This is a genomic window from Neorhizobium sp. SOG26, assembly GCF_003491345.1.
Taxonomy (GTDB): domain Bacteria; phylum Pseudomonadota; class Alphaproteobacteria; order Rhizobiales; family Rhizobiaceae; genus Neorhizobium; species Neorhizobium turbinariae.
The window spans coordinates 1506480-1532673 of record NZ_CP025512.1; the positions used below are offsets into that span (position 1 = coordinate 1506480).

At 62.6% G+C, this 26194-nt stretch carries 19 protein-coding genes; 7 read left to right on the forward strand and 12 right to left on the reverse strand.

Going from position 1 to position 26194, the window contains the following annotated elements; genetic code table 11:
• From CYG48_RS07585 to CYG48_RS07605, 5 genes are all read right to left on the reverse strand, one after another.
• Positions 1-762 (reverse strand): ABC transporter permease, encoded by a 762-nt coding sequence (locus CYG48_RS07585; protein ID WP_118849813.1) that lies wholly within the window; start codon positions 760-762, stop codon positions 1-3.
• Positions 759-1697 carry an ABC transporter ATP-binding protein gene (locus CYG48_RS07590; protein WP_118849815.1) on the reverse strand — a complete coding sequence of 313 codons (939 nt, stop codon included), beginning with the start codon at positions 1695-1697 and terminating at the stop codon, positions 759-761. Before CYG48_RS07590 ends, CYG48_RS07585 begins: the two co-directional genes overlap by 4 nt.
• Positions 1698-1796: 99 nt before the next feature.
• Positions 1797-2618, reverse strand: a complete 822-nt coding sequence (locus CYG48_RS07595) for a sulfite exporter TauE/SafE family protein (RefSeq protein ID WP_118849817.1) — start codon at positions 2616-2618, stop codon at positions 1797-1799.
• Between the two features lie 335 nt (positions 2619-2953).
• On the reverse strand, positions 2954-4366 hold the full coding sequence (locus CYG48_RS07600; protein WP_445304325.1) for an extensin-like domain-containing protein: 1413 nt from the start codon (positions 4364-4366) through the stop codon (positions 2954-2956).
• 263 nt (positions 4367-4629) lie between these two features.
• On the reverse strand, positions 4630-6462 hold the full coding sequence (locus CYG48_RS07605) for a methyl-accepting chemotaxis protein (protein WP_118849821.1): 1833 nt from the start codon (positions 6460-6462) through the stop codon (positions 4630-4632).
• A gap of 211 nt (positions 6463-6673) precedes the next feature.
• Here CYG48_RS07605 and CYG48_RS07610 point away from each other — a divergent pair, with 211 nt between their 5' ends.
• Positions 6674-7063, forward strand: coding sequence for an acyl-CoA thioesterase (locus CYG48_RS07610; protein ID WP_118849823.1), 390 nt, complete (start codon positions 6674-6676; stop codon positions 7061-7063).
• Positions 7064-7066: 3 nt separating this feature from the next.
• Here the strand turns inward: CYG48_RS07610 and CYG48_RS07615 are convergent, their stop codons facing one another.
• A complete protein-coding gene (locus CYG48_RS07615) occupies positions 7067-8248 on the reverse strand; it encodes a DUF1501 domain-containing protein (protein WP_118851543.1) in 1182 nt (393 codons plus the stop codon).
• A 3-nt stretch (positions 8249-8251) separates the two neighbouring features.
• The gene (locus CYG48_RS07620) at positions 8252-9709 is read right to left on the reverse strand and encodes a DUF1800 domain-containing protein (RefSeq protein ID WP_118849825.1); all 1458 of its coding nucleotides are present in this window, start codon (positions 9707-9709) and stop codon (positions 8252-8254) included.
• Between the two features lie 324 nt (positions 9710-10033).
• Here CYG48_RS07620 and CYG48_RS07625 point away from each other — a divergent pair, with 324 nt between their 5' ends.
• Both CYG48_RS07625 and uvrB read left to right on the forward strand, forming a co-directional pair.
• Entirely contained in the window at positions 10034-12010 is a 1977-nt protein-coding gene (locus CYG48_RS07625) for a putative bifunctional diguanylate cyclase/phosphodiesterase (protein ID WP_199925250.1), read from the forward strand.
• A 92-nt stretch (positions 12011-12102) separates the two neighbouring features.
• On the forward strand, positions 12103-15186 hold the full coding sequence (gene uvrB, locus CYG48_RS07630; protein ID WP_118849829.1) for an excinuclease ABC subunit UvrB: 3084 nt from the start codon (positions 12103-12105) through the stop codon (positions 15184-15186).
• A gap of 17 nt (positions 15187-15203) precedes the next feature.
• Here uvrB and CYG48_RS07635 read toward each other — a convergent pair whose 3' ends face one another.
• Both CYG48_RS07635 and CYG48_RS07640 read right to left on the reverse strand, forming a co-directional pair.
• Complete coding sequence (locus CYG48_RS07635) at positions 15204-16313, reverse strand: hypothetical protein (protein ID WP_118849831.1); 1110 nt, start codon at positions 16311-16313, stop codon at positions 15204-15206.
• On the reverse strand, positions 16313-17590 hold the full coding sequence (locus CYG48_RS07640; RefSeq protein WP_118849832.1) for a hypothetical protein: 1278 nt from the start codon (positions 17588-17590) through the stop codon (positions 16313-16315). The genes CYG48_RS07635 and CYG48_RS07640 overlap by 1 nt, the downstream gene beginning before the upstream one ends.
• 1076 nt (positions 17591-18666) lie before the next feature.
• On the opposite strand from CYG48_RS07640, the gene CYG48_RS07645 reads away from it, so the two are divergent.
• The 3 genes from CYG48_RS07645 (at position 18667) to CYG48_RS07655 (ending at position 19978) form a co-directional block, all read left to right on the forward strand.
• Positions 18667-19062, forward strand: a complete 396-nt coding sequence (locus CYG48_RS07645) for a hypothetical protein (RefSeq protein ID WP_118849833.1) — start codon at positions 18667-18669, stop codon at positions 19060-19062.
• A 103-nt stretch (positions 19063-19165) separates the two neighbouring features.
• Positions 19166-19684, forward strand: a complete 519-nt coding sequence (locus CYG48_RS07650; RefSeq protein ID WP_199925251.1) for a nuclear transport factor 2 family protein — start codon at positions 19166-19168, stop codon at positions 19682-19684.
• Between the two features lie 81 nt (positions 19685-19765).
• A complete protein-coding gene (locus tag CYG48_RS07655; RefSeq protein ID WP_118849836.1) occupies positions 19766-19978 on the forward strand; it encodes a hypothetical protein in 213 nt (70 codons plus the stop codon).
• A gap of 12 nt (positions 19979-19990) precedes the next feature.
• Here the strand turns inward: CYG48_RS07655 and cckA are convergent, their stop codons facing one another.
• Positions 19991-22621 (reverse strand): cell cycle histidine kinase CckA, encoded by a 2631-nt coding sequence (gene cckA, locus CYG48_RS07660; protein WP_118849837.1) that lies wholly within the window; start codon positions 22619-22621, stop codon positions 19991-19993.
• 250 nt (positions 22622-22871) lie between these two features.
• Here cckA and CYG48_RS07665 point away from each other — a divergent pair, with 250 nt between their 5' ends.
• Positions 22872-23873 (forward strand): flagellar biosynthetic protein FliO, encoded by a 1002-nt coding sequence (locus CYG48_RS07665; RefSeq protein ID WP_118849838.1) that lies wholly within the window; start codon positions 22872-22874, stop codon positions 23871-23873.
• 58 nt (positions 23874-23931) lie between these two features.
• Here CYG48_RS07665 and CYG48_RS07670 read toward each other — a convergent pair whose 3' ends face one another.
• A complete protein-coding gene (locus tag CYG48_RS07670) occupies positions 23932-25569 on the reverse strand; it encodes a CTP synthase (RefSeq protein ID WP_305778821.1) in 1638 nt (545 codons plus the stop codon).
• Positions 25570-25694: 125 nt separating this feature from the next.
• Positions 25695-26177, reverse strand: coding sequence for a preprotein translocase subunit SecG (gene secG, locus CYG48_RS07675; protein ID WP_118849840.1), 483 nt, complete (start codon positions 26175-26177; stop codon positions 25695-25697).
• Positions 26178-26194: the final 17 nt, after the last annotated feature.

Here is a 26194-nt window from a genome sequence, read left to right on the forward strand (position 1 = left end):
TCAGCTTCGCAGCCGGTAGCCTGTCTTGAACATCCAGCCGATCAGCGACAGGCAGGCGACGAGGAACAGGCACACCATGCCCAGGCTCACGATCGGATTGACGTCGGCAATCTCGTAGAAGCTCCAGCGGAACCCGCTGACGAGGTAGAGTACCGGATTGAGGTGGCTTACCGCCTGCCAGAAGGGCGGCAGCATGTCGATCGAATAGAAGCTGCCGCCAAGGAAGGTCAGCGGCGGCACCACCAGCATCGGCACGATGTTGAGCTGCTCGAAATTTTTCGCCCAGATCCCGATGATGAAGCCGAACAGGCTGAAGCTGATCGCCGTCAGCACCATGAACACCAGCATCATGAACGGATGCGCGATCGAGATATCGACAAAGAAGGATGCGGTAAGAAGGATGATGAAGCCGATGATCAGCCCCTTGCTGGCGGCCGCTCCCACGTAACCGATCAGGATCTCGGTCATGGCGATTGGTGCGGACAGGATCTCGTAGATCGTGCCGGTGAATTTCGGGAAATAGATGCCGATCGAGCCGTTGGAGATGCACTGCGTCAGCAGCGTCAGCATGATCAGCCCGGGCGTGATGAAGGAGCCATAGGAGACACCCTCGACGCTCTCGATGCGCGAGCCGATCGCCGTGCCGAACACGATGAAATAAAGCGAGGTGGTGATGACTGGCGAAATCACGCTCTGCAGCAGCGTGCGGCGCATGCGGGCCATCTCGAACGAGTAGATCGACTTGATCGCTTCCGTGTTCATGCCTGTTCTCCCGCCTGCTGGGCCACCAGCGCCACGAAGATGTCCTCGAGCGAGCTTTGCCGGGTGGAAAGATCCTTGAAATGGATGTCTTCGGCCGCGAGCATGGCAAGCAGCGAGGCGATGGATCCTTGGCCCTCATCACCCTGGTATTCGTGAACCAGCGCACTGCCGTCGTCGCTCAGCGCAAGGTCATAGGCGGCGAGGCTCGCCGGCAGCGTCGCCAGGGGTTCGGCCAGTTCCAGGCGCAGCTGCTTGCGGCCGAGCTTGCGCATCAGCGCGTTCTTTTCCTCGATCAGCAGCAGCTTGCCGCCGTTGATCACGCCCACCCGGTCGGCGATCTCCTCCGCCTCCTCGATGTAGTGCGTGGTGAGGATGATGGTGACGCCGTTGGCGCGCAGCTTTTCCACCACCTGCCACATCTCGCGGCGAAGGTTGACGTCAACACCCGCGGTCGGTTCGTCCAGAAACAGGATCTTCGGCTCGTGGGCCAGCGCCTTGGCGATCAGCACACGGCGCTTCATGCCGCCGGAAAGCTCACGCAGCATGTTGTCCTTCTTGGACCATAGCGAAAGATCCCGCAGAACCTGCTCGATCACCTGGGGGTTCGGCTTCTTGCCGTAAACGCCGCGGGAGAAGCTCACCGTGTTCCACACGGTCTCGAACATGTCGGTCGTCAGTTCCTGCGGCACCAGGCCAATGAGCGATCGTGTCTGGCGAAAGTCGCGCACCACGTCATGACCGCTGACCAGCACCTGTCCAGCGCTCGGGTTGACGATCCCGCAGATGATGGAGATCAGCGTGGTCTTGCCGGCACCGTTCGGGCCGAGAAGCGCGAGGATCTCACCCTCGCGGATCTCCAGATCGACGCCCTTCAGCGCCTGGAACCCGTTGCCATAGGTCTTGGTGAGGTTTTGGACGGAAACGATCGGAGCCATGCAGGATGCATCTTCTGAAATGATTTTGCAAAGGAAGCCGGCAATATAGGCGGCGTTTCTCGCCTGACCATCCTTGTTGGGAGAACATAGCGGACGATTTCAGAGGACAATCGTCAGGAAGAACTGGATGGAGATCAACGTCAGGAAGATCCCGAAGCCAGCTTCGAGCTGCCGTTTGGACATCGCATGTGCAATCCTCGCACCGACCGGCGCGAGATAAAGCGTGATCGGTATCAGCAGCAGCACCGCAATCCAGTTGACGTAACCGGTGGAGAACGGCGGCAGGCCAGGCGTTCCCCAGCCGCCAAGGATATAGCCCGCAAGCCCCGGCAGCGAGATCAGCACGCCAACCCCGGATGAGGTGGCGACGCCTTGGTGAATGGTGCGCCCGTACAGGGTCATGAAGGTGTTGTTGAGCACGCCGCCCCCAATCCCCATCAGGCCGGACAGCACCCCGATGCCAGCACCGACGAGAAAGCGGATCGGGTTGCCCGGCAGGTCATCGCCCAGCCGCCAGCTGGCCCGGTTGAAGATCATCCGGAAGGCCAGCACCAGCGCGATGATTGCGAAGATCACCCGCAGTTCCGCGCTGGAAGCCTTGGCCGCAACGGCGGCAGCAACCAGCGTACCGAGCGGCACGGCGATCGTCCAGCTGCGCAACAGCGCCATGTCGACCGCGCCACGCTGCCGATGCGCCATGAAGGAACGCACCGATGTGGGAACGATGATGGCAAGGGAGCTGCCCAGCGCCAGCTGCATTCGGACATCTTCCGGAATGCCAAGCAGTCCAAAGACGTGGAAGAAGATAGGTACGAGTATCGCGCCGCCGCCGATGCCGAACATGCCGGCGAGGATCCCCGCCACGGCCCCCGCGGCGACCAGCGCCAGGATGAAGGGCAGAAGTTCGGTGAGAAATTCCATGTCGGATGCGTGCTCCCGCAGGCTCCGGAATCACTCCCGCTCCGACGCCGTCACTGGGCTTTGATCACGAATATGCGGCGGCACACAAGCGGCTGCACCAACATGGGACGTGGCTGCGCCGGAGGTGAAAGGCAGTGGAGACCCGGAACGCGGGGCATGGGTCAGGTCGTGTACCGGGTCTCCCGCTGCAGGCGGGGTACGTCGGGGGGACGGACTGCAGCACAGGCATAGTTGCTGCGCCGCCGCTTATGGTTCCAGTTCCGTTGCCCAACGTGGTTTACGAAGCATTGATCTCCACAGCCTGGGACAGCGACAGCCGCCGACGCAGCCGCTCGTCAGAGGCTGCAGTGGCGCTTGCCTGACTTCCGCGATCGCAGGTCGAAGTGGAAGTGGTTCCAGTGTTCGGCGTTGCTGCCCGGGCCAAGCACGGTGTTGAAATACTTGCAGCTGTCGCTGCGCACCGATTTCAGCAATCCGCCTTCGCGCAGCGAGAAGAGCCCCTTCTTGCGCACGTCGATTTCATGGCCGTTCTTCAGCACGATCTGGCCGATGTCGATCGCATTGCCCTTGGCGTGTTCCGACATCGAGTTGTTGCGCTGGCGGCTGTTGTTCATCCGACGGCAGGAATAGCCGCCCATCGGCACGATCTTCTTGACGCCGGTGAGGTAACGCATGCGCGCCGATGGCGCGAGTTCGTTCTTCACCCACTTCGCAAAAGCCAGTGTCACCTGGCAGTTGAGCGTCACGGCCGGCTTCACGTCGATATTGCCCGAGAGGCCCGACAGCTTGACTGGATGCGCAATGCCGCAGCTTCCGCCCTGGCTAATCCGCGGCCGGTCCTCAAACGCAACGCCGAGACGACGCAGCTCGGCCCGGCAACTCACCTCGGATTGCGGCATCACTTCCCGCGGCCACGACTGTTCGCGCTGGCTCATCGGCGCATCGCTTCTCGTCGGGTTGTTGGGGCGAAGCATGGCGACCTGCTGCGTTCCCGCTGGCGCATGATTTGGCGCCCTCACCCGCGATCCGTCACCCCAGGTCATCGAACCGGCCGTGGAGGGTTCACGTTTCAAACCCGCGCCCGTCCGCTTCGGCGGTACGTTGACATAATCGCTGCCGATATCCTGGGCGATCGCCTGCCGGCGCGGCTGCAAGGCCACCGGATTGTCCGTACCAATGCCATCCACCACTGGCTGGTCGCCCACGCCTTCGGCGATGTCGCTGTCCTGCTCTTCGGCGAGGCCCGTCACTTCGCTTTCATCGGGACCGAAGCCGAGCTCAGCGTCGATATTGACGCCCTCGTCCGGGATGCTCATAGGCCCGACGGGTGCGGCCGCCCGCGTCGTTCTTTGCGGGCCGAGCGACGCCTGCTGTTGCATCGCCTCCTCGCTGTCGATCATCGGCAGGCGGCTCGCCTGGATCGTTGAACCACTCATCGAGAGTGTGCCGAGATTGGACGGCGGCGCGCCCAGCACCTGCCCTTGGCCCTTGTACGGCTGGTTCTGGTCGGGCGCGCCGAGATACTGCCCCCCAGTGCCGGCCTGGATGTCACCTTGCGGAGACGGTCCGGTGGAATAACCGTAGTCGACGGCGCTCGCCTGGCTCACCGGCGCCTGGTTCAACGGGTAGGCTTGCTGCGAGACTGGCTCGCGCGGCAGGCTGCGCACCGGCGTGATGGCGCCAACCTGCGTGCCGGTATCGATGGACCCGGGCGGAACGAGATCGCCGGAAGAACAGGCCACCAGCATTGTTGATATCATCAACGAGCTGATCGCCCGCCGAAAAAGGGAAGCATACGCCATACAGATTGCCACTCTTCCGGTGCCGAAATGACACAGAACCTCAAATTAGAGGAATCGGGTAAACGAAGCCTTGAGCAACCAAGGCCATTTGGTGACGCGTAGGCGACGAAGAGACGGCGCCCGGTATGGGATTGCTGGTGTGAGGCAGGACAGCGAAAGGCCCACCGGACGTCATCCGGTGGGCCTTCTTGTCGGGTACCCTTCGTGGCTTAGGCCGCGTGCGACTGCCAGCCCTGCGCCTGCTGGGCACGACCATGGTCGAGCTTGAAGGCGGCAAGCAGGTTGCGCAGGTGCACGCTCTGCTCGGCCAACGTCTGGCTTGCAGCCGTGGTTTCTTCCACCATCGCGGCGTTCTGCTGGGTCATCTGGTCCATGTGGTTCACGGACGAGTTGATTTCCTGCAGGCCGGTCGCCTGTTCGCGGGCGGCCGTCGCAATCGTGTCGACATGCGCGTTGACCCGGTCAACGAGCGTCGCGATCTCGACAAGCGCATCACCGGTGGAGCGAACCAGCGCCACGCCACCTTCCACCTCGCGGGCGGAGTTGGAAATCAGCGTCTTGATCTCCTTGGCGGCCCCCGCCGAACGCTGAGCCAGTTCGCGCACTTCCTGCGCCACGACTGCAAAGCCGCGGCCTGCCTCACCCGCACGGGCGGCTTCGACACCGGCATTGAGCGCCAGCAGGTTCGTCTGGAAGGCGATCTCGTCGATCACCGAGATGATCTGGTTGATGCGGTTCGAGCTGTCCTCGATGCGGCCCATGGCGTCGATCGCATTGCGGACGATCTCGCCGGAGCGACCCGCACTTTCCTTCGTCTCGCTCACCATCACGCGAGCCTCGCTGGCCCGCTCGGACGCCGTGCGAACCGTGGCAGTGATCTCGTCGAGCGCCGCTGCGGTTTCTTCCAGGGCCGCCGCCTGCTGTTCGGTGCGCTTGGAGAGATTGCCGGTCGCACCCGAGATGTCGGAGGCGCTGTCACGAACCACGAAGCTCGTCTCGGCGATGTCGGAAATCGCGCGGTGCAGCGAACCGACGGCCGCGTTGAAGTCGTCACGCAGCTTGGCATATTCCGGGCCGATGTCGTCGAGAACGACCGAGAGGTCCCCGGCAGCGAGCTGCTCCAGCGCATGGCCAAGCTCGTTCATGGCGTGGGCATGGCGCTCGGCATTGGCCGACAGCACCCGTTCCTTGCCGGAGCGTTCCTCGGCAAGCGCCCTGCTCTGCTCCGCTTCGCGGGCCTGCAGCTCGGCGCGTTCGGCAACCGATTCCCTCAGAACGTCGAGTGCGCGGGCCATCTCGCCCAGTTCGTTCTTCTGACCCATGCAGGGCACGGCCACGTCCATCTCGTTGTCGGCGATCCGCTGCAGCGCCTTGCGGATGCTGCCGATCGGGCCGGTCACCGAGCGAACCACGAAAGTCGCGCCGCCAACCATGACCAGCGAGCAGACGCCGAAGATCATGGCAAACCGGATGGCATCCGAACGGAACATCGCGTGCAGGTCGTCGACGTAGACGCCCGTGCCGACGATCCAGCCCCAGGGCTCGAAGCCGGCAACGTGGGAATATTTCTCGACCGGCTGGTCGGCGCCCGGCTTCGGCCAGTAGTAGTCCATGAAGCCCTTGGCGGTCGTGCTCGCCTTCACGACGTTGACGAATTCCACGAACAGGAACTTGCCGTTCGGATCCTTGTCGCCGCGGAGATCCTTGCCGTCCATCTCCGGCTTGATCGGATGCATCACCATGCGCGGCAGCATGTCGTTGATCCAGAAATAGCCGGTGCCGTCGCCATACCGCATCACCGAAATGATGTTCTTGGCCTCGGTCTGGGCCTGGTCGCGCGTCATCGCGCCGGATACCTCAAGGTCATGGTATTTCTTCAGAACTGTCAAAGCAGCATCATTCATCTGGGCGAGGCCAGCCTTGCGCTCGCGCTCCGACGAAGAGTAGCTCTGGAAAAGGCTGAAGATCATCGCGCCGCCCAAAATAACGAGCGACAGCATCACAAGGCAGTAGAGCCGCCAGGATATGGTTAGACGTTGCATGGTACCCCCCTTATTCTTAACACCGGTCAATTTGTAACTGACGTTGGTTACCAGGTAGTGAAGCACCGTTTGGCGTCACCGCATGCGCGAGTAAGCGCCCGCTAATCAAGCGCGTAGAGATTCAATCGCCGGCGCATTGCGCCCCTGCGCCCGAGGTCTAAGGTGGCTGGAGGAGGAATCGGAAACGGACTGGCTGAAGGACCTTTGACGAATGACCGATACTGCGAAGCCAACGGGCGAACTGACGCTCAGAACCCTGGCCATGCCGGCCGATGCCAATGCCGCGGGTGATATCTTTGGCGGCTGGGTCATGGCCCAGATGGACCTGGCGAGCGGCATCCGCGCCGCCGAGCGTGCCCGCGGTCGCGTCGTTACCGCCGCCGTCAAGGAAATGGCCTTCGAGCTGCCGGTTAAGATCGGCGACACGCTGAACGTTTACACCGAGATCACCCGCGTTGGCCGCTCCTCGATCACGCTCTCGGTGGAAGCCTGGGCGCATCGTGCCCGCCACCGCATCCTCGAGAAGGTGACGGCGGGGACCTTCATAATGGTGGCGCTCGATGAAGAGGGCCAGCCGACCCCCGTGCCGGCCGAAGAATAGGCCCTACCCCTTCAAGTAGTTCGACGCACCGTCGAGCGTCAGGCCCGGAAACACCTTGGTGGTGAGGTTGGCCGGCGAGACCTCGAACTGCTGCTGCAGCAAGGATGCGGCCACCGCGCGCAGGTCACCTGTCGGCGACAGGTCCTGGCCATCGAGCAACTGGTCGGGCGTCAGGCCCGGCCACTGGCCATGAACCTGCCCGCCGGCCACCGCGCCGCCCGCGAGCAAGGCCACGCTCGCTGTGCCATGCTCCGTCCCGCCTTTGTCGTTTTCGCGCGCAGTGCGGCCAAACTCCGTCACCGCCAGCACGACCGTCTTGTCCCAGGCCTCCGTGCCCAGAGCCTCCTTCAGCGAGATGATTGCCGTCGTCAGGTCGCCGACTGCCTTCGGGAATTGCGTCTTCTGGTCAACATGCGTATCCCAGCCCGCGATGGAGAAGTTGGCGATCCGGTAGTTCTCGCGCAGCAGGCTGCCCGCCATCCGGCCGATCTCCGAGATTTGCGTCGCACGTGTCGCGCCTGCGGGCGGGCTCGGTGGTCCGCCGCCATCGGTGGTCGCTGCCGCGGACCAGACCTTGGCAAACTCCTCGTCGCCGCTGAACAACTCCTCGAAGAACCGTTCCTCGTCGCCTGCCAGCGCCAGGCCATAATGCGCACCGCGCCTCTGTGCGTCGTTCGGCCCATTCAGGATCAACTCGGAGGCACCGCTGACATTGACTGCCTGCCGTGAACCAGAGCGCGGCAGCACGGCGAGCGCCCGGTTCAGCCATCCGGATTTCTCGCCAACTTCGTGGCCACCGTTCTCCAGGATATCCTGGCCTTCGAAGTGGTTGCGCGCGCCGCGATACGGGGTTGCGACGGCATGCACGAAGGCAAGCTCGCGCGCCTGCCAGAGCGGCATCAGGTCGCCGGCGGCGGGATGAAGCCCGAAGAACCCGTCGAGATCGATCAGGCCGGTCTCGGGCTTCAACGCCAGCGACGGCCGCAGTGCTGCAAAGGCAGCGTCGCCATAAGGCTGCACGAGATCCAGCCCATCCATCGCACCGCGCAGGATGATGGTGACGAACCGGCCCTCACCGGACGCCGCGGCAACACTGATCGGCGCCATCATCGGCAAGGCGGCGAGTGCGCCTGCCCCGGCCAGAAGCTTGCGGCGGGACAACAGGAAGGATCGGTCGCGGGTCATCATCTATCTCCTGTTGAACTCGGGCGATGCAAGCACCATGCCGATGCCCTGCAGCCGGCTCGGCGCATGCTCCACCAACCTCTTCGTTTCCGGCCGCACCGCATCGCCTAGCGCCGCCACCACCAGCGCATTCGGCTCGATGCGTTGCGCGAAAATCCCGGCTACCATCCGCGCCCAGGAGATCCGTTCGCGCATCTGGTCCGGCGTCATCCAGACGCCCGCATCATCACCATGGCCTTCGAGGCGCGGAGGATGCCACATCGGCTGCCCCATCCGCTGCAACGCGCCCAGCGTCAGCGCCTCCGCCCGGTCGGCACGCGCCCTGCGATCCTCGACTCGAACGCCCGCCGCCAGTTCGATCGCCTTGCCCACCGGCCCGTCCGCCTCGATCTCCATGTCGCGCTGCAGGCCCGCCAGGCTGCGTTCCGAAAGTTCGATCGCCCTGAAGGTGGACGCAACGAATTCGAACGGCGCCTTGATCTTGCGTCCTGGCTCTGCCCAGGCGCGCGGATGCTCCAGCATCGCCTGGTACACCTGCATGAGGTCACCCTCGCTTTTCCCCCAGGCGTCGGTCATCGCGGAAACCAGCTCTTCCGGTGCCTCGTCGGCAATGAAATGCCGCACCAGCTTGCGACAGATATGCGCTGCAGTCTTGGGATGAACGGCAAGGTCCTCCAGGAACAGCACATGATCCTGGTTGCCGCCCTCTTCGCCACGATAGGTCTTCCCCATCACCACATGCGGACCCGGCGGGCTGAATCGAGGCTCGAACAGGATCGTCAGCGCCCGGTAATCGACCGTCACGCCGCCCAGCACACGGGCCGCGGCCTGCAGGTCATCGGGCGTCTGCCCAGCGTCCGGGCCGAGCGTATAGGCATCCAGCAACTGCCGCGCCAGCCGCTCGTTGCGGAGCGCCGGTGCACTGCCTTCCGCGGCCACCGTGGTGCCATCGCCCTGCACGCTGATCAGCAGCGCCGGATGCAGGACCGCCGACTGCAGCAGGGCTGAAAACTTGCCACCCAGCATGGGCCGGATGGCCTGCACCTCGTGAAGCCCCGCGATCATCCCCATCGGGAGAAAGTCGGCGACGCTCACCGCGAAATGGTTGGCCCAGAAGCTGACCAGCCGCTCGTAAAAGCCGAGGCGCGAATGCACCGCCCGGCCAAGCCGCGCCATGGCGTCCTGCCGGAAGATCTCACGCGCCTCCTTGTCCATCTCCTGGCGGATGCTCTCGTTCGGCTTGCCGCCTTCGGCAGCCTTCGCCTCCGCGGCCTTCACGGAAAGAAGCCGCGTCGCCCTTTCCAGCCGTCCCGCAACGCCGTCGCGCGGGAAGGTCGGCTTCTCCGCCACGCCTGCGGCGACCTGCGCAAGCACGCCTGCCGCATCACCGGGAAAGTCTTCACCGGGGCGCAATCCATAACCGTAGCGGATGGCGGCGAGCGTCGCAGTGGATAGAGCCATAGATCATTCCTCGTTCGCCGAACCACTGCCAGCGACAAAACACATAGACCAGTCAGGAAACGCGGCCATTTCGAGACGTGGAGTTTTCCAGATTATGTCGAACCGACGTTCTTGTGGTGGCGCGACAAGGTCCAACGTGACGATTCGCAGCCGTTCCGCAACATTGGAAATGCGGTGCAGCCGCAACTCTTTGTTACTCTCTGTTTAGGATGTTCCCGACATCATCGCGGCTCATCCCGCGAAGCAAGAATTTCTTATTATTCCTCTGGTTACGACTTCCACAACAACAAAACGAGCGACCGGAACCAGATGGAAGCCCAGCACATGCCCGGCTTGGACGGCCCCGCCCTCGCGCTGGAAATCAAGCGCGCACAAGCGGTGACGATGCGCGAGCGTTTGCGCTCCACGATCATCACCAATGCCTGCATCTCCGCTTCCGCCCTTTGCGTCGTCGCTGCCGGCCGCGGCCCCGTTTTCGAAGCTGTACTCTGGCTCGGCGCTCTCCTGTTGAGCATCGTTGTCCGCGGCATGGTCGGCGTGATCCTGACGAAGTGGGACGTGCTGGAACATTCGCCGCAGGCCGCGCTCGATGCCATGACGGTCGGCGCGCTGATCAGCGGCCTTGTCTGGGCGACGCTTCCGTGGGTGCTTCCAGGTTTCGATGCCACGGGCAAGGACGCCACGCTCTACCTGATGATGATCGGCATCTCCACCGGTGCGGTGCTGATGGGTATCGGGCACAGCCCGATCTCGCTCGCCTTCGCGGTGCCACCGCATCTGTCGGTGATGATCTCGCTTGGCATGAGCGGCGGCGTCGGCGGACCTCTTCTTGCCATCAATGTCTTGGCCCTGACGCTGATCCTCATCCGCAGCAGCCGCATAAGCCAGGCAATCTTCGTCAGCAATGTCTCGGGCAAGCTGCAGGCCACCGCACTTGCAACTTCGCTGTCGTCGGCGAACGGCGACATCATGCGCGCCAACGACCGGCTCGAAGTGCTTGCCAACTGCGATCCGCTGACCGGTCTCGCCAACCGCGCCGCCTTCAACACGGCGCTTCTGACCGGCATAGAAGAGGCCCGCACCGCCGGCCACCAGCTTGCGCTGCTGATCCTCGATCTCGACCGTTTCAAATCAATCAATGACACGCTCGGGCACAGCGCCGGCGACGCCCTGCTGATCGAGGTCGGCGAACGCCTTCGTGCTTCACTGGAGGGTCCCGGCATTGCCGCGCGCCTCGGCGGTGACGAGTTTGCAGTGATCCTCAGCGGGCCCCATGCGCTCGAAGACAGCCGCCGCCTCGCCCAGGCGATCCTCGATCGCGGCCGCCAGGCCATCATGCTCGGCGGCCAGCCCGCCGTGGTCGGCGCCTCGATCGGCATCGCGCTTTATCCGGACCACGCCACCACCGGCGAAGACCTGTTTGTTGCCGCCGACATGGCGCTCTACCGCGCCAAGGATGGTGGCCGCCGCCAGTGGCGCGAATTCGACCCAGCGCTGCGCTCGCAGTTTGACCGACGCCATCAGGTCGAGCAGGATCTTGGCGCCGCCCTCGCCGATGGAGAGGTCGAGGTCTGGTTCCAGCCGCAGGTCTGCCTCAACACCCACCGCGTCGTCGGTTTCGAGGCGCTGGTGCGCTGGTACCATCGCGAGCTTGGCCCCGTCTCGCCACCCGAGATCGTTGCCGCCGCCCAGGCTGCCAACCTTTCCGACCAACTGACGGCCACCGTGGCGGATGCCGCCTGCCGGCTGCTCAAGCGCCTGCCCGATCTTGGCCTGCCGTCAGCGACCGTCGCCGTCAACATCTCCCCGCGCGAGTTCGACTTCTACTGCGTCACCGAAATCCTCGACAGCATCACCGCCGCGCATGGCATCGACCCGGCGCTGTTCGAGATCGAGATCACCGAGGAAGCCATCCTCGACACGCTCGTCGCCGGCGAGCAGCTGAAGATGATCGAGCGCTCCGGCTACAAGCTCGCCGTCGATGATTTCGGCGCCGGGCATTCCTCCCTCGCCTACCTCGTCCAATTGAAGGTGGACCGCCTGAAGCTCGACCGCCGTTTCGTGCAGGGCATCACGGCCAAGGAGAACCAGGAGATCGTCGGGGCCATGGCGGGCCTTGGCCGCTCGCTTTCCATGGAAGTGCTGGTCGAAGGCGTCGAAACCGCCGAGGAAGCCGAGGCGCTGCGGGCGCTTGGCGTCGAGATGGCGCAGGGCTATCATTACGGCCGCCCGATGCCCGTCGAGCGCATCGAATCCTGGCTTGCCGACCGCGTGGTCGTCCCGCAGAAGCAGATCGCCTGAAGGTTTTTCGCAACCGCGCCTGTTTCTCTTCTGTACTCATTTTGCCGGCGCCGCCCCTTCCAATTCGGCCGGACTCCCTCCATATTCGACGCATGGCCAGATCCCCTCGCAAGACATCCGCCTCGAAGCCTGGTTTCGAGGAGGCTCCGCAATCGTCATTTGAAGGCGCGCCCTTCTCCGGCTCCGTCGCCGACTGGGTGAAGCAGTTGGAAGCCGAGGCGGAAGCGTCGTCGGTCGAGACGCAGCGCGAGATCGCCTCGAAGGCCGGCAAGCACCGCAAGAAGATCGAGATCGCTGCCCGCGAAGCCGCCATCAAGGAGGCCGCGAAGGACAAGGCGAAGTCTGCCCAGAAGACGGCTAAAAACACTACCGCCTCAAAGACCGCCCGCGGCGTCTCCATCGGTGCCTCTTCCGACCCGAAGACGCGCGCTCGCGCCGGCCTCAATCCGGTCGCCGGCATGGACATCTCGCTCGAGGACGCCCAGTCGCTGGCGCCCGGCGCCGTGACCGCAACCGTCGACGCGCTCTCGAAGCTCATCGAAAGCGGCAACCCGCTGTTCAAGGATGGCAAGCTGTGGACGCCGCACCGCCCGCACCGGCCGGAAAAGTCCGAAGGCGGCATCCCGATCGAGATGGTCACCGAATACCAGCCCTCCGGCGACCAGCCGACGGCGATCGCCGATCTCGTCGAAGGCATCAATTCCGGCGAGCGCTCCCAGGTCCTGCTCGGCGTCACCGGCTCCGGCAAGACCTTCACCATGGCGCAGGTGATCGCCCGCACCCAGCGCCCGGCCGTGATCCTCGCGCCCAACAAGACGCTCGCCGCGCAGCTTTATTCCGAGTTCAAGAACTTCTTCCCCAACAACGCGGTCGAATATTTCGTCTCCTACTACGACTATTACCAGCCGGAAGCCTACGTTCCCCGCTCCGACACCTTCATCGAGAAGGAATCGTCGATCAACGAACAGATCGACCGGATGCGCCACGCTGCCACCCGCGCCATCCTCGAGCGCGACGACTGCATCATCGTCGCCTCCGTCTCCTGCATCTACGGTATCGGCTCGGTGGAAACCTATACCGCGATGACCTTCCAGATGTCGGTCGGCGACCGCCTCGACCAGCGCCAGCTGCTCGCCGACCTCGTCGCCCAGCAATACAAGCGCCAGGACATCAATTTCGTGCGCGGCTCCTTCCGCGTCCGCGGCGATACCATCGAAATCTTCCCCGCCCACCTGGAGGATGCCGCCTGGCGCATCTCCATGTTCGGCGACGAGATCGACGCGATCACCGAGTTCGACCCGCTGACCGGCAGCAAGACCGGCGACCTCAAGTCCGTCAAGATCTACGCCAACTCGCACTATGTCACCCCGCGCCCGACGCTGAATGCCGCCATCAAGCAGATCAAGGAGGAGCTGAAGCACCGCCTCGCCGAACTCGAAGCCGCCGGCCGCCTGCTCGAAGCCCAGCGCCTGGAGCAGCGCACCCGCTACGATGTCGAGATGATGGAGGCCACCGGCTCCTGCGCCGGCATCGAGAACTATTCGCGTTACCTCACCGGTCGCCGCCCCGGCGAGCCGCCACCGACGCTGTTTGAATACATCCCCGACAACGCGCTGATCTTCATCGACGAAAGCCACGTGACGATCCCGCAGATCGGCGGCATGTATCGCGGCGACTTCCGCCGCAAGGCGACGCTGGCCGAATACGGCTTCCGCCTGCCCTCCTGCATGGACAACCGACCGCTGCGTTTCGAGGAATGGGACGCGATGCGCCCTCAGACGATCGCCGTCTCCGCCACCCCCGGCAACTGGGAGATGGAACAGGCGGGCGGCGTGTTTGCCGAACAGGTCATCCGCCCGACCGGCCTCATCGATCCGCCGGTGGAAGTGCGCCCGGCCCGCTCCCAGGTCGACGACGTGCTCGGCGAGATCCGCGAAACCGCGCAGAAGGGTTATCGCACGCTCTGCACCGTGCTCACCAAGCGCATGGCGGAAGACCTCACCGAATACCTGCATGAACAGGGCGTGCGCGTCCGCTACATGCACTCCGACATCGACACGCTGGAGCGCATCGAGATCATCCGCGACCTGCGTCTCGGTGCCTTTGACGTGCTCGTCGGCATCAACCTGCTGCGCGAAGGCCTCGACATTCCCGAATGCGGCTTCGTCGCCATCCTCGATGCCGACAAGGAAGGCTTCCTGCGCTCCGAAACCTCGCTCATCCAGACGATCGGCCGCGCCGCGCGAAACGTCGATGGCAAGGTCATCCTTTACGCCGACAACATCACCGGCTCGATGAAGCGGGCGATGGACGAAACCGCACGCCGCCGCGAAAAGCAGATGGCCTACAATGCCGAGCACGGCATCACGCCGGAATCGGTCAAGGCCCGCATTTCCGATATCCTCGATTCGGTCTACGAGCGGGACCACGTCCGCGCCGATATTTCCGGCGTCTCCGGCAGGGGTTTTGCCGAAGGCGGGCATCTCGTCGGCAACAACCTGCAGGCCCATCTCAACGCGCTCGAAAAATCGATGCGCGATGCCGCCGCCGACCTCGATTTCGAAAAGGCCGCCCGGCTGCGCGACGAGATCAAGCGCCTCAAGGCCGCCGAGCTCTCCGCCATGGACGACCCGATCGCCAAGCAGGAGGCGGCAAGCGCCGAAGGCGCGAGGGGCAACAGAAGAAGCGACGAGGCAAGGGCCGTGGAAGGAAAGCGGTCCCGCGATTCAATCTCCCCCCTTGCGGGGGAGATGTCCGGCAGGACAGAGGGGGGTGATACCCGCTCCGGTGCTGAAGGTTCACCCCCCTCTGTCCCTATCGGGGCATCTCCCCCTCAAGGGGGGAGATCAGGGGAGCCAGCTTCCTACTTCTCCAAACCCGGCCTCGATGACATGGGCCCGGGCACGGACATGCCGACACCGCTGTTCCGGAAAAACACGCTGGATGAAATGACGGTGGGACGCACGGAAAAACCGGTTCCCGGAACTCTTCCGCCCAAACCGTCACGCGACCCGAACAAGCGTTTTTCGCCGCTGCTCGAGGGATTGCCCGAAGTCGATGACGGCGTGCGCCCCGTGGCGCGCGGCAAGGTCGGTGTGGGGTCTTACGAGGATCCTGCGGACCAGAAGCGCAAGAAGGACCGGACGAAGGGCAAGACGGGGCGCCCGGGGCGGTGATCTTCACGTTGGCGTATTCAGGTAGAACCTCTTAAGCCGTTGATTTTCCCGAGCCCCTCAATATCCTCATCGAAAGCGGATATGAACGGCCGAGGAAAGCCCGTTGCCTCCTGCAGATACCGCATCACCTGCATATATACGTAAGAAACCTTTCGATCTCCGAGTACAAGCCTATTTGTATATTTTTCGTACTCTTCAACTACTCCGGATAGAGAGCGCAGCCCCAGTGTTCGTGCTGCAACCGGTACTCGTCTAAGGGAATTCACTGAGGGGATCAAAATTCCGATCAACTTGATGAAGCTGCTCCATGCAGGCAGAGCGAACTCCTCGTCTTCTAGCTGAAGGACTAATTGGCTCATCTTCTTCTTCGCTTGGAAGTTGTTGTAGCCACCCCAAAGATAGTACTTCGTCACTTCCTCAAGATAAGCCTTGTCACTAGAAGCTCCTACCATCCGTATCAGCCGGCTAACGGCAACCTGAAGATGAAGACAAAACGCAGCCACGATTTCCGCCAGCAGGTATCGATGCGCGGGTTTAATAGGGTCTAATTCGCCACTGATTTCGAGAAGTTTCGCCAGAAGTGATCTAATCGCTCGCGCCGAATCGCGCTCTAGGGGGCTTCGTTGCACCGCCCATTCATACGACGCCGAGAATACAGGGTTGGCGCGGATGAAGTCTTGAGCACTATCAAGTGCAACTAAGTCACTCAGATAGGACGTGGTAATTGTCGGTTCGAAGCCATGAAACTTCATGAACTGTTCGAAACCGTCAGCATCAAAAAGGTAGATGTCCTTCTCTTCCGCCGTAACTTTATGCGTAGGAAGAGCTGATCTTTTCAGGATGACATACGCCTCATCCAGGGACGAGTGCTCAACGATACCTGTCGACCAAATTGCTCTATTGATCGGGCTATCCTTCGACGTCTTGCAGTCGAAAAGCGTTCTGTGGATTGTCCCATTCCAGCTAAGCGTCAAACCCAGCACGTCTAAGTCGGTGATATATATCGGAGTGCGTTGAAACTGAACCTCTTCAACGACCGGAACCTCCATGTAAGGGAGTATTCCCTGCTGGATGCAGAACTCCATAGCCATCCGCTTTTGAGCGCGATCCTTGTCCTTCGGCGCCATTAGTCCGACTCCAGTAGCAGGTTGTTGAATATCTTAGTGGCTTCTGGATCGAGCACATGCGTGGACCGTTCGCGGAACTGGGCTGCACTCACCACAGATTCAACGTAGCTTTCATCACTTTCGAGCGCTATGACCGCGTCACGATCGATTTCTATGGATCCGGGATCACCGGTTCGCAACATAGCCAGAGCCATATTTATTGCTTCTATGTTTTCCTGAGTTTGCACAAGCCGAAGCCTATGCCAGCCCGGAGTGGTCTCCTCCAACACGGCCACCTTGAGGCTTACAAGCGTTCCGTACTGAAGATGTGCCTCGGTACTTGGACGTAGGTAACCAGTATCCCGCAGCGAACGGAGAATTGCGTAGGGGCTTCTGATCCTAATGCGAGCGGGAAGCAATTGCCCCTTGCGTACCGCCGAGACAAGGTTCATGGCCCGCTCGTAGATCAGCCGGTTGGTGGCGTTTAAGCGCCCTTGGCCAGGTGCAGGAGTGAAGAGAAACCGAAGATCGCCCGAAGGAGTAGAAAGAGATGGCGGTTTAATTACGTTCTCCTGAACGAGTTTTAGGATCAAATCCCGCTCTTCCCTTGAAACATCCACCCCTGCTAGCTTCGAGTTTGCCAATAGAAGATCCAGCGGCCAGCCTTGCGCCGACTTCAACTTCCTCATTACGGTCTCAAAATCCGAAAGTCCCTTCGATGCTGCCAAATCTGCGAGTGCGTCTAATCCGTCCGCGAAGTAGATTGGACTCAGAATGATGTCCTTGCCTCTAGCTCGATACTTTCGGACGAAGTTCCCTTTCTCGCCAATCGATATCGTCCTGCTTAATGGTGTTGGGTCAATACCAAGCGTCCCACCTAGACTAATCAAGTTTTCCGGCTTGTTCCTGAGGCGAAAAAGGATTTCCAGCGCAACGTTTTCCAGCTCGTTGAACCCCTTGATCGACGAATATTCACCGATCGACAAGTAAACATTATCGAATACAGAAATATTCGGAGTTATCTTGTTTATGGTTGTCCCGGTTCTGTCGATTTTAACCAACTCAACTTCTGCAAGAAGCTCAACGACACCCTTGAGGGCATACGACGGGATATTGAAATAGTGCTCCGAAACTAACCTTAGTTTCTCGTAAGGAATATCCGGAAAGGACTTGATGTGGGCTGCTAGTACAGCTCCCATCCCCACCATTCGTAGCAAGTCATATTCGGGAATGTCAGTCCGCCCAAGTCCGGTTTGGATGTCAAAGACAAGCTCGCCAGTTATCCGATCATCTCGCATAACCCCTCCACAAAATTCGCCACCTCTCCACTTACACTGGTAACCGAATGTAAACTACTATTTCAAGGTGCTAGTCAGATGTGGCGCGGCTTGAGTTTTGCACGAAAACTCACTTAGGAGCGGCTGAAAGCACCGGGCCGGAGGAATTCACCCGCCTCATCCCCGTCCCCCCGACCCCGCGCCTACACTTCCCTTGTCCCGCCGCGATACACCAGGAGGCATCCCGGCTGCCCGAAGGGACGGGCCGGCGCTGGTGGTGAAGGGACGACATGAACCTTTATCATCGGGGTCTGCGGAAAATGGTCTCCCTCCGGCGACACGGCAGCCTTCCGCCATTCCTGTGCTTGTCAGATGAACCGAGCAGTGCCGCGTCTGCAGCGCAGAGACTCTTTCGCCTCATCCTTCCGGCAACGACACCTCCACCCCCGTGGACAATTTCGCCCTTTTCCGCGCCCTCCCCACCAGAATTCAATCGCTTAGCGCCTGTTACGTCCACGCCCTGAAAGCCCGCGCCTACAATGCCCCTGTCCCGCCGCGGATACACCAGGAGGCGTCCTGGCGAGGCGGGGCCGGCGCTGGTGGTGAAGGGACGACGTGAACCTTCATCATCGGGGTCCGCGGAAAATGGTCTCCCTCCGGCGAGACGGGGGAAGCAGGCGGCTAGAAGGACCGGCCATCTGCTTCTGATGCCCGAAAGAGCGCGTCGGACGTCCCTGTGCGGCACACATGGGGGTCGGGGATGATGATGTCGCCGGGCTTTCGGGTCCGTCGGGAAGCCTGGGGTCAAACGCCAGCCTTTCCGCCACCGGCGAGAAGCATCGTCGTCCTGCAACCCTCGCAGAGAGACCCAAGTCGCGGGCAAAAACCGCCGAACGGGGCGCCGAAAGGTGCCACATACTACTAACTACCGAGGCAGCTTCCGGCGCCCCGTCCATTCATCAGATTTTTCAAGATCGCCAAGGGCGGAGTCTGCCTTGCCCTCAAGGTCCGGTTGAACGACCCGCCGCACGACGGGCGACGATCGACGGCGGCGATCGGAGACCAGGCCCATCCCAACCAGTCCGAGGAGTTTCTTCATGACCGACACCCCTGACATACCCGACACCGCCGAAACGGAGCCGCTCGACCTCAAACTCGCGATATGCGTCGTCGAGATGCTCGCCACGCCGCAGCTTGCCTGCCGCCACCGCAAGTGCCGGCGTGGCAACCGCTGCCACTATCACGTCATCGAGGAAGGCGTACCGGCTTGCGTCGGCAATTTCCGGCAGGCTCAGCTGGACGCATTCGTCGCGCTTTACGCCGACGCCTTTTATGTTCGCAACAACTGGCGCGGCCTCAACCTGATCCCGCCCGAAGCCGAGCAGCGTGAACTGCGCGACGCGGCGTTCGAAGTGGTCCGGCGAACCCTGCCCCGCCACGAATGGCCCGCCTTTTCCCGGCGGCTGCGCATTCGCCAGCGAGCGGCTTGCTGATACCCGCCGGGTTCGGGCGCATGGGATGCGCGTAGGGTGGCGGCGGTGCGGGAACATCGCCCGCACCCCGCAGTTCTCCATCACAACCCATGAGGAGCCATCCATGCCAGACCTGTCCAAGACCTTCATCGACGCCCTCGGGCGCCTCGAAACCGACCGCGACGTCGATGCGATCGCCAGCCTGTTTGCCGACAATGCGGAAGTCTCCAACCCGCTGGTGACCTACCAGGATGGCGGCGCCGATGCCGCCAAAATCTTCTGGTCGCAATATCGCGACGCCTTTGACGAGATCCGCTCCGAATTCCGCACCGTGACGGAAAAGGACGGCCTCTCCTTCCTCGAATGGACCAGCAAGGGCTCGATCGACGGCAAGGATTTTGACTACGAAGGCGTCAGCATCCTGGAAGGCGATGGCGACCGCATCACCTCCTTTCGCACCTATTTCGACACCCGCCACCTGCCGACCGCCCGCACCAGGGGTGGCGAAGGCACCGGCCGCGTCGAGGCCTCCGGCGAAGGCAACGGGAAGCCACAAGGCGGCATGGACTCGGGCGGAAAGGACGACATGGTGGAGGCGCAGCGTGACGCGGCCGAACAGCGTGCCGCCGGCGGCTACAGCTGATCGGCCACTGCAGCTGGCGTTAAACGGACATCAACCTCCGCATGGCATGGTTCCGACCGCCAGCAGCATAAGGAGAGTCGGATGGCGCTGATCGGTTTCAAGAACACCCATAACCAGCCGGTTTACGTCAATCCCGCCCAGGTGGCCTATGTCACCACCTTCGAGGAAGGCGTCACGATCATCGCGCTCGCCGTCACCGGTGCCGGCGGCAAGCCGGTGGCGCTCTATGTCCGCGGCGACATCGATTACGTCCAGCACCGGCTGGTCACGCCGCCCGCCCGCCACGCGGCCTGAGCTCAAACGCCGCTAGTCGGCGTCGAGCGTTTCGCGCACCACCACGGCAAGCTGTTTCAGCGAGAACGGCTTCGGCAGGAAGCCGAATTTCGCATCCGCCGGCAGGTTGCGGGCAAAGGCGTCTTCGGCATAACCCGATACGAAGATGAACTTCATGTCCGGATAGGACTTGCGCAACTCGGTCAGCAGCGTCGGCCCGTCCATCTCCGGCATCACCACGTCCGACACGACGATGTCGACCTTGCCGCCCAGCTCTTCCATGATCTCCAGCGCTTCGGCGCCCGATCCCGCCTCGTGCACCGTGTAGCCGCGCGTTTCCAGCATCCGTTTGCCACCGCGCCGCACCGCCTCCTCGTCTTCGACAAGCAGCACCACGGCTGACTTGCCCGTGAGGTCGAGCTCTTCGGCGGCCGGCATCGCCGGTGCCGCGACCGGTGCTGGCGCTGCCGCTTCCCGGGGCTGGCCGGCGATTGCCGGAGCAACAGCCTCCTGCTGGGGCTGCACCACGACCTCCGGGATATGCCGCGGCAGGAAGATCCGGAAGCTCGTGCCCCGGCCCACTTCCGATTCCGGATGGATATAACCGCCGGACTGCTTGACGATGCCGTAGACCATCGACAGCCCAAGCCCGGTGCCCTTGCCCACTTCCTTCGTCGTGAAGAAGGGCTCGAAGATCTTGTCCATGATCTCCGGCGGAATGCCCGTGCCCGTATCCGACACCTCGACCATGACGAAGTCTTCGGCCGGCACGTCGCCCTGCCCGAAGGCGATTGCCTCCGCCGCCGTGACGTTGCGCGTCTTGATCAGGATCGTGCCACCGTTCGGCATCGCGTCTCGGGCATTGACGCACAGGTTGATCAGCACCTGCTCGAACTGCGACAGGTCGGTGCGCACCGGCCAGAGGTCGCGGCCGTAATCCACCTCGAGCTTCACGTTGGTGCCGGAGATCAGCCGGTCGACGAGCATCCGCAGGTCGCCCACGACGTCCGTGAGGTTCAGCACGGCCGGGCGCATCGTCTGCTTGCGCGAGAAGGCGAGCAGCTGGCGCACCAGGACGGCGGCGCGGTTGGCGTTGCGCTTGATCTCCATCAGGTCGGCGAAACTCGGGTCCGACGGCCGTGCCTGCAGCAGCAGATGGTCCGACGACAGCAGGATCGCAGTCAGCACGTTGTTGAAGTCGTGCGCGATACCGCCCGCCAGCGTGCCCACCGCATTCAGCTTCTGCGTCTGCGCCATCTGCGTTTCGAGCGCTTTCTGCTCGGTCGTCTCGACGGCGTAAACGATCGCCGCCTCTTCCGGCGCCTCGTCGCTCTCGTCGATCACGGCATTGACGTAGAAGCGGACATAGCGGTTTTCGTCGCCCGGATGGCGGGAGTCGATCGGCGGAATATCGCCCTGCCGGTCCTTGGCCGCCGCCAGCGCCTGCATCAGGTGGGCGCGGGATGTTTCGTGAACGATCCGCTCCAGTTCGACGCCGGCCTCGACATCGTCGCGGGAGACGACGCCGTGGTAAAGCTTGAGGAACGGCGCGTTGATGCGCAGGATGCGGCCGTCGCCGTTGACGGAGGCGATTGCCATGGGAGTATTGTTGAAGAAGCGGGTGAACCGCATCGCAGACGCCGACTGGTCGCCCTCGCCGCCCTTCGGTCGCGTCAGGACGATCGTGCGGCTTTCGCCCGGAGCGCCATCGCGCGCGGCGCTGACGTTGTGCACGAGGCGCACCGGCAAGCTCTGGCCGTTGGCGCGCCGCAGGTCGAGATCGAGCGTTTCGGTGCGCTTCAGCCCGGGTGCGGCCTGGACCGACTCGATCAGCGCCATGCCCTCGCCCGCAACGATGTCGGAGATCGTCACTGAACGTGGCACGAACTGCGTCAGGTCGAGGCCGAGCCACTCGGCAAGCGTGGCATTGAGGTAGAAAAGCTCGCCGTTCCTGCCGGCCGAGAAGAAGCCGACCGGCGCATGGTCCAGGTAGTCGATCGCGTTCTGCAGTTCGCGGAAGAAGCGCTCCTGGTCTTCCCGTTCGGAGGTGATGTCGGTGATCTGCCAGATATCGAGCGGGCCGCCACGGCCTTCCACCGGCGTCAGGATGCGGGCTTTCAGCCGATACCAGTGCGCGCCTGCATTCTTGCCGACAGCGCGGCCGAGCGGCTGCATCAGGCGAAATTCCTCATGCCCCTCACGGCCCTCGCGCAGCGCCGTGGTCAGGCGGTAGAGCGCTTCGGTGCTCTCGCGGGTCTTGGAAAGCAGCGCTTCAAGGCTTTGCGCGTCGCTCGCCTTCGTCGCACCGGTCATCCGCCCATAAGCGGCGTTGGCGTAAAGGATGCGGCCCTTGGGATCGGTGATCAGGATACCGTCCGGATGGCTCGCCAGAAAGCTGCGCGCCAGTTCGTCGGACCGCGACTGCGGCATCACCTCGACCAGGCCGATGATCGACGACACGAGGAAGAATATGCCGACCATGGCAAGGATGCCGAGAACGCCGAGCACGACCTCGTTGTCCAGCGCATCCTGGAAAAGCACGAATGCCACAGCGACGCCGCAGAGAACCAACGCCAGGAGGACGATCCGGATGATGGTGCCGCCTCGTGCCCCGTGATCCACCAAAGGCGCGTCGTAGTTGCCGCCCTGCTGCAACTTCGTCATCAAGTCCTCGCATCTCGGCCGGTCTCGCGGCCATACAACACCTCGGGAGGCAATCCCGCGATTCTCTCTTAGCAAGTTGGGGGTAAAGCAAAAAGCTCTTGATGGGTATAAAACCCGGGACAGTTTGCGTTCGTGACCTATGTCTGCATTTTTAGCACCTCGTTTTACGCGGGAGCAGTGCCATCGGCAGCTTGCTTCACCCTGTAAAAAGTCGTCTGCTGCAGCGAAATAGAGTCACGGAGTAGGATGAATGATAGAAGAACTGATTGGCGCATATGGCGGTCGCGTGATTGTCGCGATCCTGGGCGTAGGCGTCGGTTTCCTGCTTCTGATCGGCATCCTTTGGATGATCCGCGGGCGTGGTGCCTCCTCGCCCTTCGTGCGGGGCGGCAAAAACCGCCAGCCGCGCCTGCAGGTACTGGATGCAGCAGCGGTCGATACACGGCGTCGGCTTGTCCTTGTCCGGCGCGATGATGTCGAGCACCTGATCATGATCGGCGGTCCAACCGATATCGTGGTCGAAAGCCGCATCATGCCGACGCAGTCTCGCGACACGGTCCAATCTCGCGATCAGTTCGTGTCGCCGGAGGCCTTGGCCCGGCAGGAGCCGGTCGCTTCAAGATCTCAAGCAGTCGAAACGCCGGTCCGGCCACAGCCCACCACGCCCATGCGGCAACCGGTCCCGCCGCGCGTGGCACCAGGAGCACCTGAGGCAAAAGCCGACGCGACCAATCAGGCAGGCGCCGCGCCCACGGCTCGTCCCCAGTTCGCACCGACACCTGCCCCGGCACCCCAGCCTGCCCCGGTTCCGCGCCCGGCTCCCGTTGCAACGCCCCCAGTCAACGCCGTACCGCCACGGGTGGAGCCCCAGCTTCGTGCCGCAACGCCAGACGTGCGCCCGGAACCACCAAAGCCACAGCCGGCTCCTGCACCCGTCATCGCCGAACCAGCCCCAGTTGCAGCCGCGGCGAAGCGTGATGTCGAACCGACGCTGATCGTCCCGGCCAGCGCCCCCGCGATGCCGGAGCCGTTGCAGGTCGCAGCCGAGCGCCCCAAACAACTCGGCACTGATTTCGACAAGCTTCTCCAGCAGGAAATGGAAGCAAACCTCGCCGCCCAGGACGCGCCCCAGGTGCAGGCGCCGGGCACGGAACCGAATGCAGCTTCCACAACCGAAAAACCCAAACCGGCGTCCCTGGAAGACGAAGTGGAAGCCGTCTTCGGAGAAATGTCTGCGACGCGCGACCGGTAGAAACGATCCGGTCCTGCAGGCAATAAAAAACCCGGCCAAGGCCGGGTCTTTTATTTGATCAGACGAGGCGGCTTTGTTCGAGGGCCGCTTCGATGAAGCTTGCAAACAGCGGATGCGGATCCAGCGGTCGGCTCTTCAGTTCCGGGTGGTACTGGACACCGATAAACCACGGATGATCCGGGTATTCGATCGTTTCCGGCAGCAGGCCGTCCGGCGACATGCCCGAGAACACCAGGCCGCAGCTTTCCAGCTTGTCCTTGTATTCGCGGTTCACCTCGTAGCGATGGCGGTGACGCTCGGAGATCTCCGTAGAGCCATAGATCTCGGCGATCTTGGTGCCCTTCTTGAGCGAAGCCTTGTAGGCGCCAAGCCGCATCGTGCCACCGAGGTCGCCCTTGGCCGAACGCTTCTCGAGCTCATTGCCCTTCAACCATTCCGTCATCAGACCGACGACCGGCTCCGGTGCCGGACCGAATTCGCTCGACGAGGCTTCCTCGATGCCTGCAAGGTTACGTGCGGCCTCGATCACAGCCATCTGCATGCCGAAGCAGATGCCGAAATACGGCACCTTGCGTTCCCGTGCGAAACGAGCCGCGTTGATCTTGCCCTGCGCACCACGTTCGCCGAAGCCGCCCGGAACAAGGATGCCATGCACCTTTTCAAGCCAAGGTGCCGGATCTTCCTTCTCGAAGACTTCCGACTCGATCCAGTCGAGCTTCACCTTCACATGGTTGGCGATGCCACCGTGATGCAGGGCTTCGATCAGAGACTTGTAGGCGTCCTTGAGGCCGGTGTACTTGCCGACCACTGCGATCGTGACCTCGCCTTCCGGCGTACGGATCCGATTGCAGACCTCTTCCCAAGCGTTGAGGCGCGGCTTCGGTGCCGGCTCGATCCCGAAGGCTGCCAGAACTTCCGAATCGAGGCCTTCCCTGTGATAGGCCATCGGCACGTCATAGATGTTCGCCACATCGAGCGCCTGGATGACGGCAGATGGACGGACGTTGCAGAACAGCGAAAGCTTGCGGCGTTCCGCTTCCGGGATTTCCCGGTCGGCGCGCACGAGCAGGATGTCGGGCGCAATGCCGAGTGCCTGCAGTTCCTTGACGGAATGCTGCGTCGGCTTGGTCTTCAGTTCGCCGGCAGCCGGAATGAACGGCATCAGGGTGAGGTGGACGTAAATTGCAGCGCCGCGAGGCAGGTCGTTGCCGAGCTGGCGGATCGCTTCCATGAACGGCATCGCTTCAATGTCACCGACCGTGCCGCCGATTTCGCAGATGACGAAGTCGTAATCGTCATTGCCTTCGACCACGAAATCCTTGATCTCGTTGGTGACGTGCGGAATGACCTGGACGGTTGCGCCGAGGTAATCACCGCGCCGTTCCTTGTCGATGATGTTCTTGTAGATCCGACCCGTGGTGATGTTGTCGGTCTTGGTCGCCGAACGGCCCGTGAACCGCTCGTAGTGACCGAGGTCGAGGTCGGTCTCAGCGCCGTCGTCGGTCACAAAGACCTCGCCGTGCTGGGTCGGGCTCATGGTGCCCGGATCGACGTTAAGATAAGGATCGAGCTTTCTCAGCCGAACCCGGTAACCCCGTGCTTGTAACAAAGCTCCGAGTGCCGCGGCCGCAATTCCTTTCCCAAGGGAGGAAACCACGCCGCCAGTGATGAATACATATCGCGCCATGGGAGTCACCGGATACCTTCTCATTGGCGATTCCGCCAGCCCAAATCGTACAATTCCGACATCGGCTGCAGAATCTTCACAAAATAAAACCGGCAGGCTTTTGGCCTGCCGGAGCTTGAATGCTTGACCTTGCCTTACTGGCCGGTCGGTACGCCACCCTCTGGGGCAGCTGGAGCGGCCGGAGCCGAAGGTGCTGCGGGCGCTGGTGCGGCAGGTGCTGCATCCGTTGCCGGAGCGGCTTGCGCCGGGGTGGCCGGAGCGGGTGCTGCAGCACCGGCGCCCGACGGTACGCCATTTTCAGACTGGTTCGGCGTCGCCGGACCAAGCTGGTCCAGAATGCCGGCGCCCGTGCCCTGCTGGCTCTGCGGAATGCGGTTCAGGATGTCGCTTGGACGCGAGTCGTAGCGGGCCATGATGCCGAGCGCGAGCGAGGTGATGAAAAACAGCGTCGCCAGGATGGCCGTCGTGCGCGTCAGGGCATTGGCAGTACCGCGTGCCGACATGAAGCCGGAGCCGCCGCCGACGCCGAGCCCGCCGCCTTCCGAACGCTGGATCAGCACCACGCCAACAAGCGCGAGCACGATCATGAGATGAATAACAATCAGAACGGTCTGCATATCGTAATCCAGGCCTC

Bases quoted from the DNA above. Each gene is read 5' to 3' on its own strand.
- CYG48_RS07625 (WP_199925250.1), top strand. From the start codon at position 10,034: ATGCCCGGCTTGGACGGCCCCGCCCTCGCGCTGGAAATCAAGCGCGCA.
- CYG48_RS07665 (WP_118849838.1), top strand. From the start codon at position 22,872: ATGATAGAAGAACTGATTGGCGCATATGGCGGTCGCGTGATTGTCGCG.
- cckA (WP_118849837.1), bottom strand. From the start codon at position 22,621: ATGACGAAGTTGCAGCAGGGCGGCAACTACGACGCGCCTTTGGTGGAT.
- CYG48_RS07595 (WP_118849817.1), bottom strand. From the start codon at position 2,618: ATGGAATTTCTCACCGAACTTCTGCCCTTCATCCTGGCGCTGGTCGCC.
- CYG48_RS07635 (WP_118849831.1), bottom strand. From the start codon at position 16,313: ATGGCGCCGAAGGACAAGGATCGCGCTCAAAAGCGGATGGCTATGGAG.
- CYG48_RS07600 (WP_445304325.1), bottom strand. From the start codon at position 4,366: ATGCTGGTGGCCTGTTCTTCCGGCGATCTCGTTCCGCCCGGGTCCATC.
- CYG48_RS07640 (WP_118849832.1), bottom strand. From the start codon at position 17,590: ATGCGAGATGATCGGATAACTGGCGAGCTTGTCTTTGACATCCAAACC.
- CYG48_RS07585 (WP_118849813.1), bottom strand. From the start codon at position 762: ATGAACACGGAAGCGATCAAGTCGATCTACTCGTTCGAGATGGCCCGC.
- secG (WP_118849840.1), bottom strand. From the start codon at position 26,177: ATGCAGACCGTTCTGATTGTTATTCATCTCATGATCGTGCTCGCGCTT.
- CYG48_RS07605 (WP_118849821.1), bottom strand. From the start codon at position 6,462: ATGCAACGTCTAACCATATCCTGGCGGCTCTACTGCCTTGTGATGCTG.
- uvrB (WP_118849829.1), top strand. From the start codon at position 12,103: ATGGCCAGATCCCCTCGCAAGACATCCGCCTCGAAGCCTGGTTTCGAG.
- CYG48_RS07615 (WP_118851543.1), bottom strand. From the start codon at position 8,248: ATGACCCGCGACCGATCCTTCCTGTTGTCCCGCCGCAAGCTTCTGGCC.
- CYG48_RS07610 (WP_118849823.1), top strand. From the start codon at position 6,674: ATGACCGATACTGCGAAGCCAACGGGCGAACTGACGCTCAGAACCCTG.
- CYG48_RS07645 (WP_118849833.1), top strand. From the start codon at position 18,667: ATGACCGACACCCCTGACATACCCGACACCGCCGAAACGGAGCCGCTC.
- CYG48_RS07655 (WP_118849836.1), top strand. From the start codon at position 19,766: ATGGCGCTGATCGGTTTCAAGAACACCCATAACCAGCCGGTTTACGTC.
- CYG48_RS07620 (WP_118849825.1), bottom strand. From the start codon at position 9,709: ATGGCTCTATCCACTGCGACGCTCGCCGCCATCCGCTACGGTTATGGA.
- CYG48_RS07590 (WP_118849815.1), bottom strand. From the start codon at position 1,697: ATGGCTCCGATCGTTTCCGTCCAAAACCTCACCAAGACCTATGGCAAC.
- CYG48_RS07650 (WP_199925251.1), top strand. From the start codon at position 19,166: ATGCCAGACCTGTCCAAGACCTTCATCGACGCCCTCGGGCGCCTCGAA.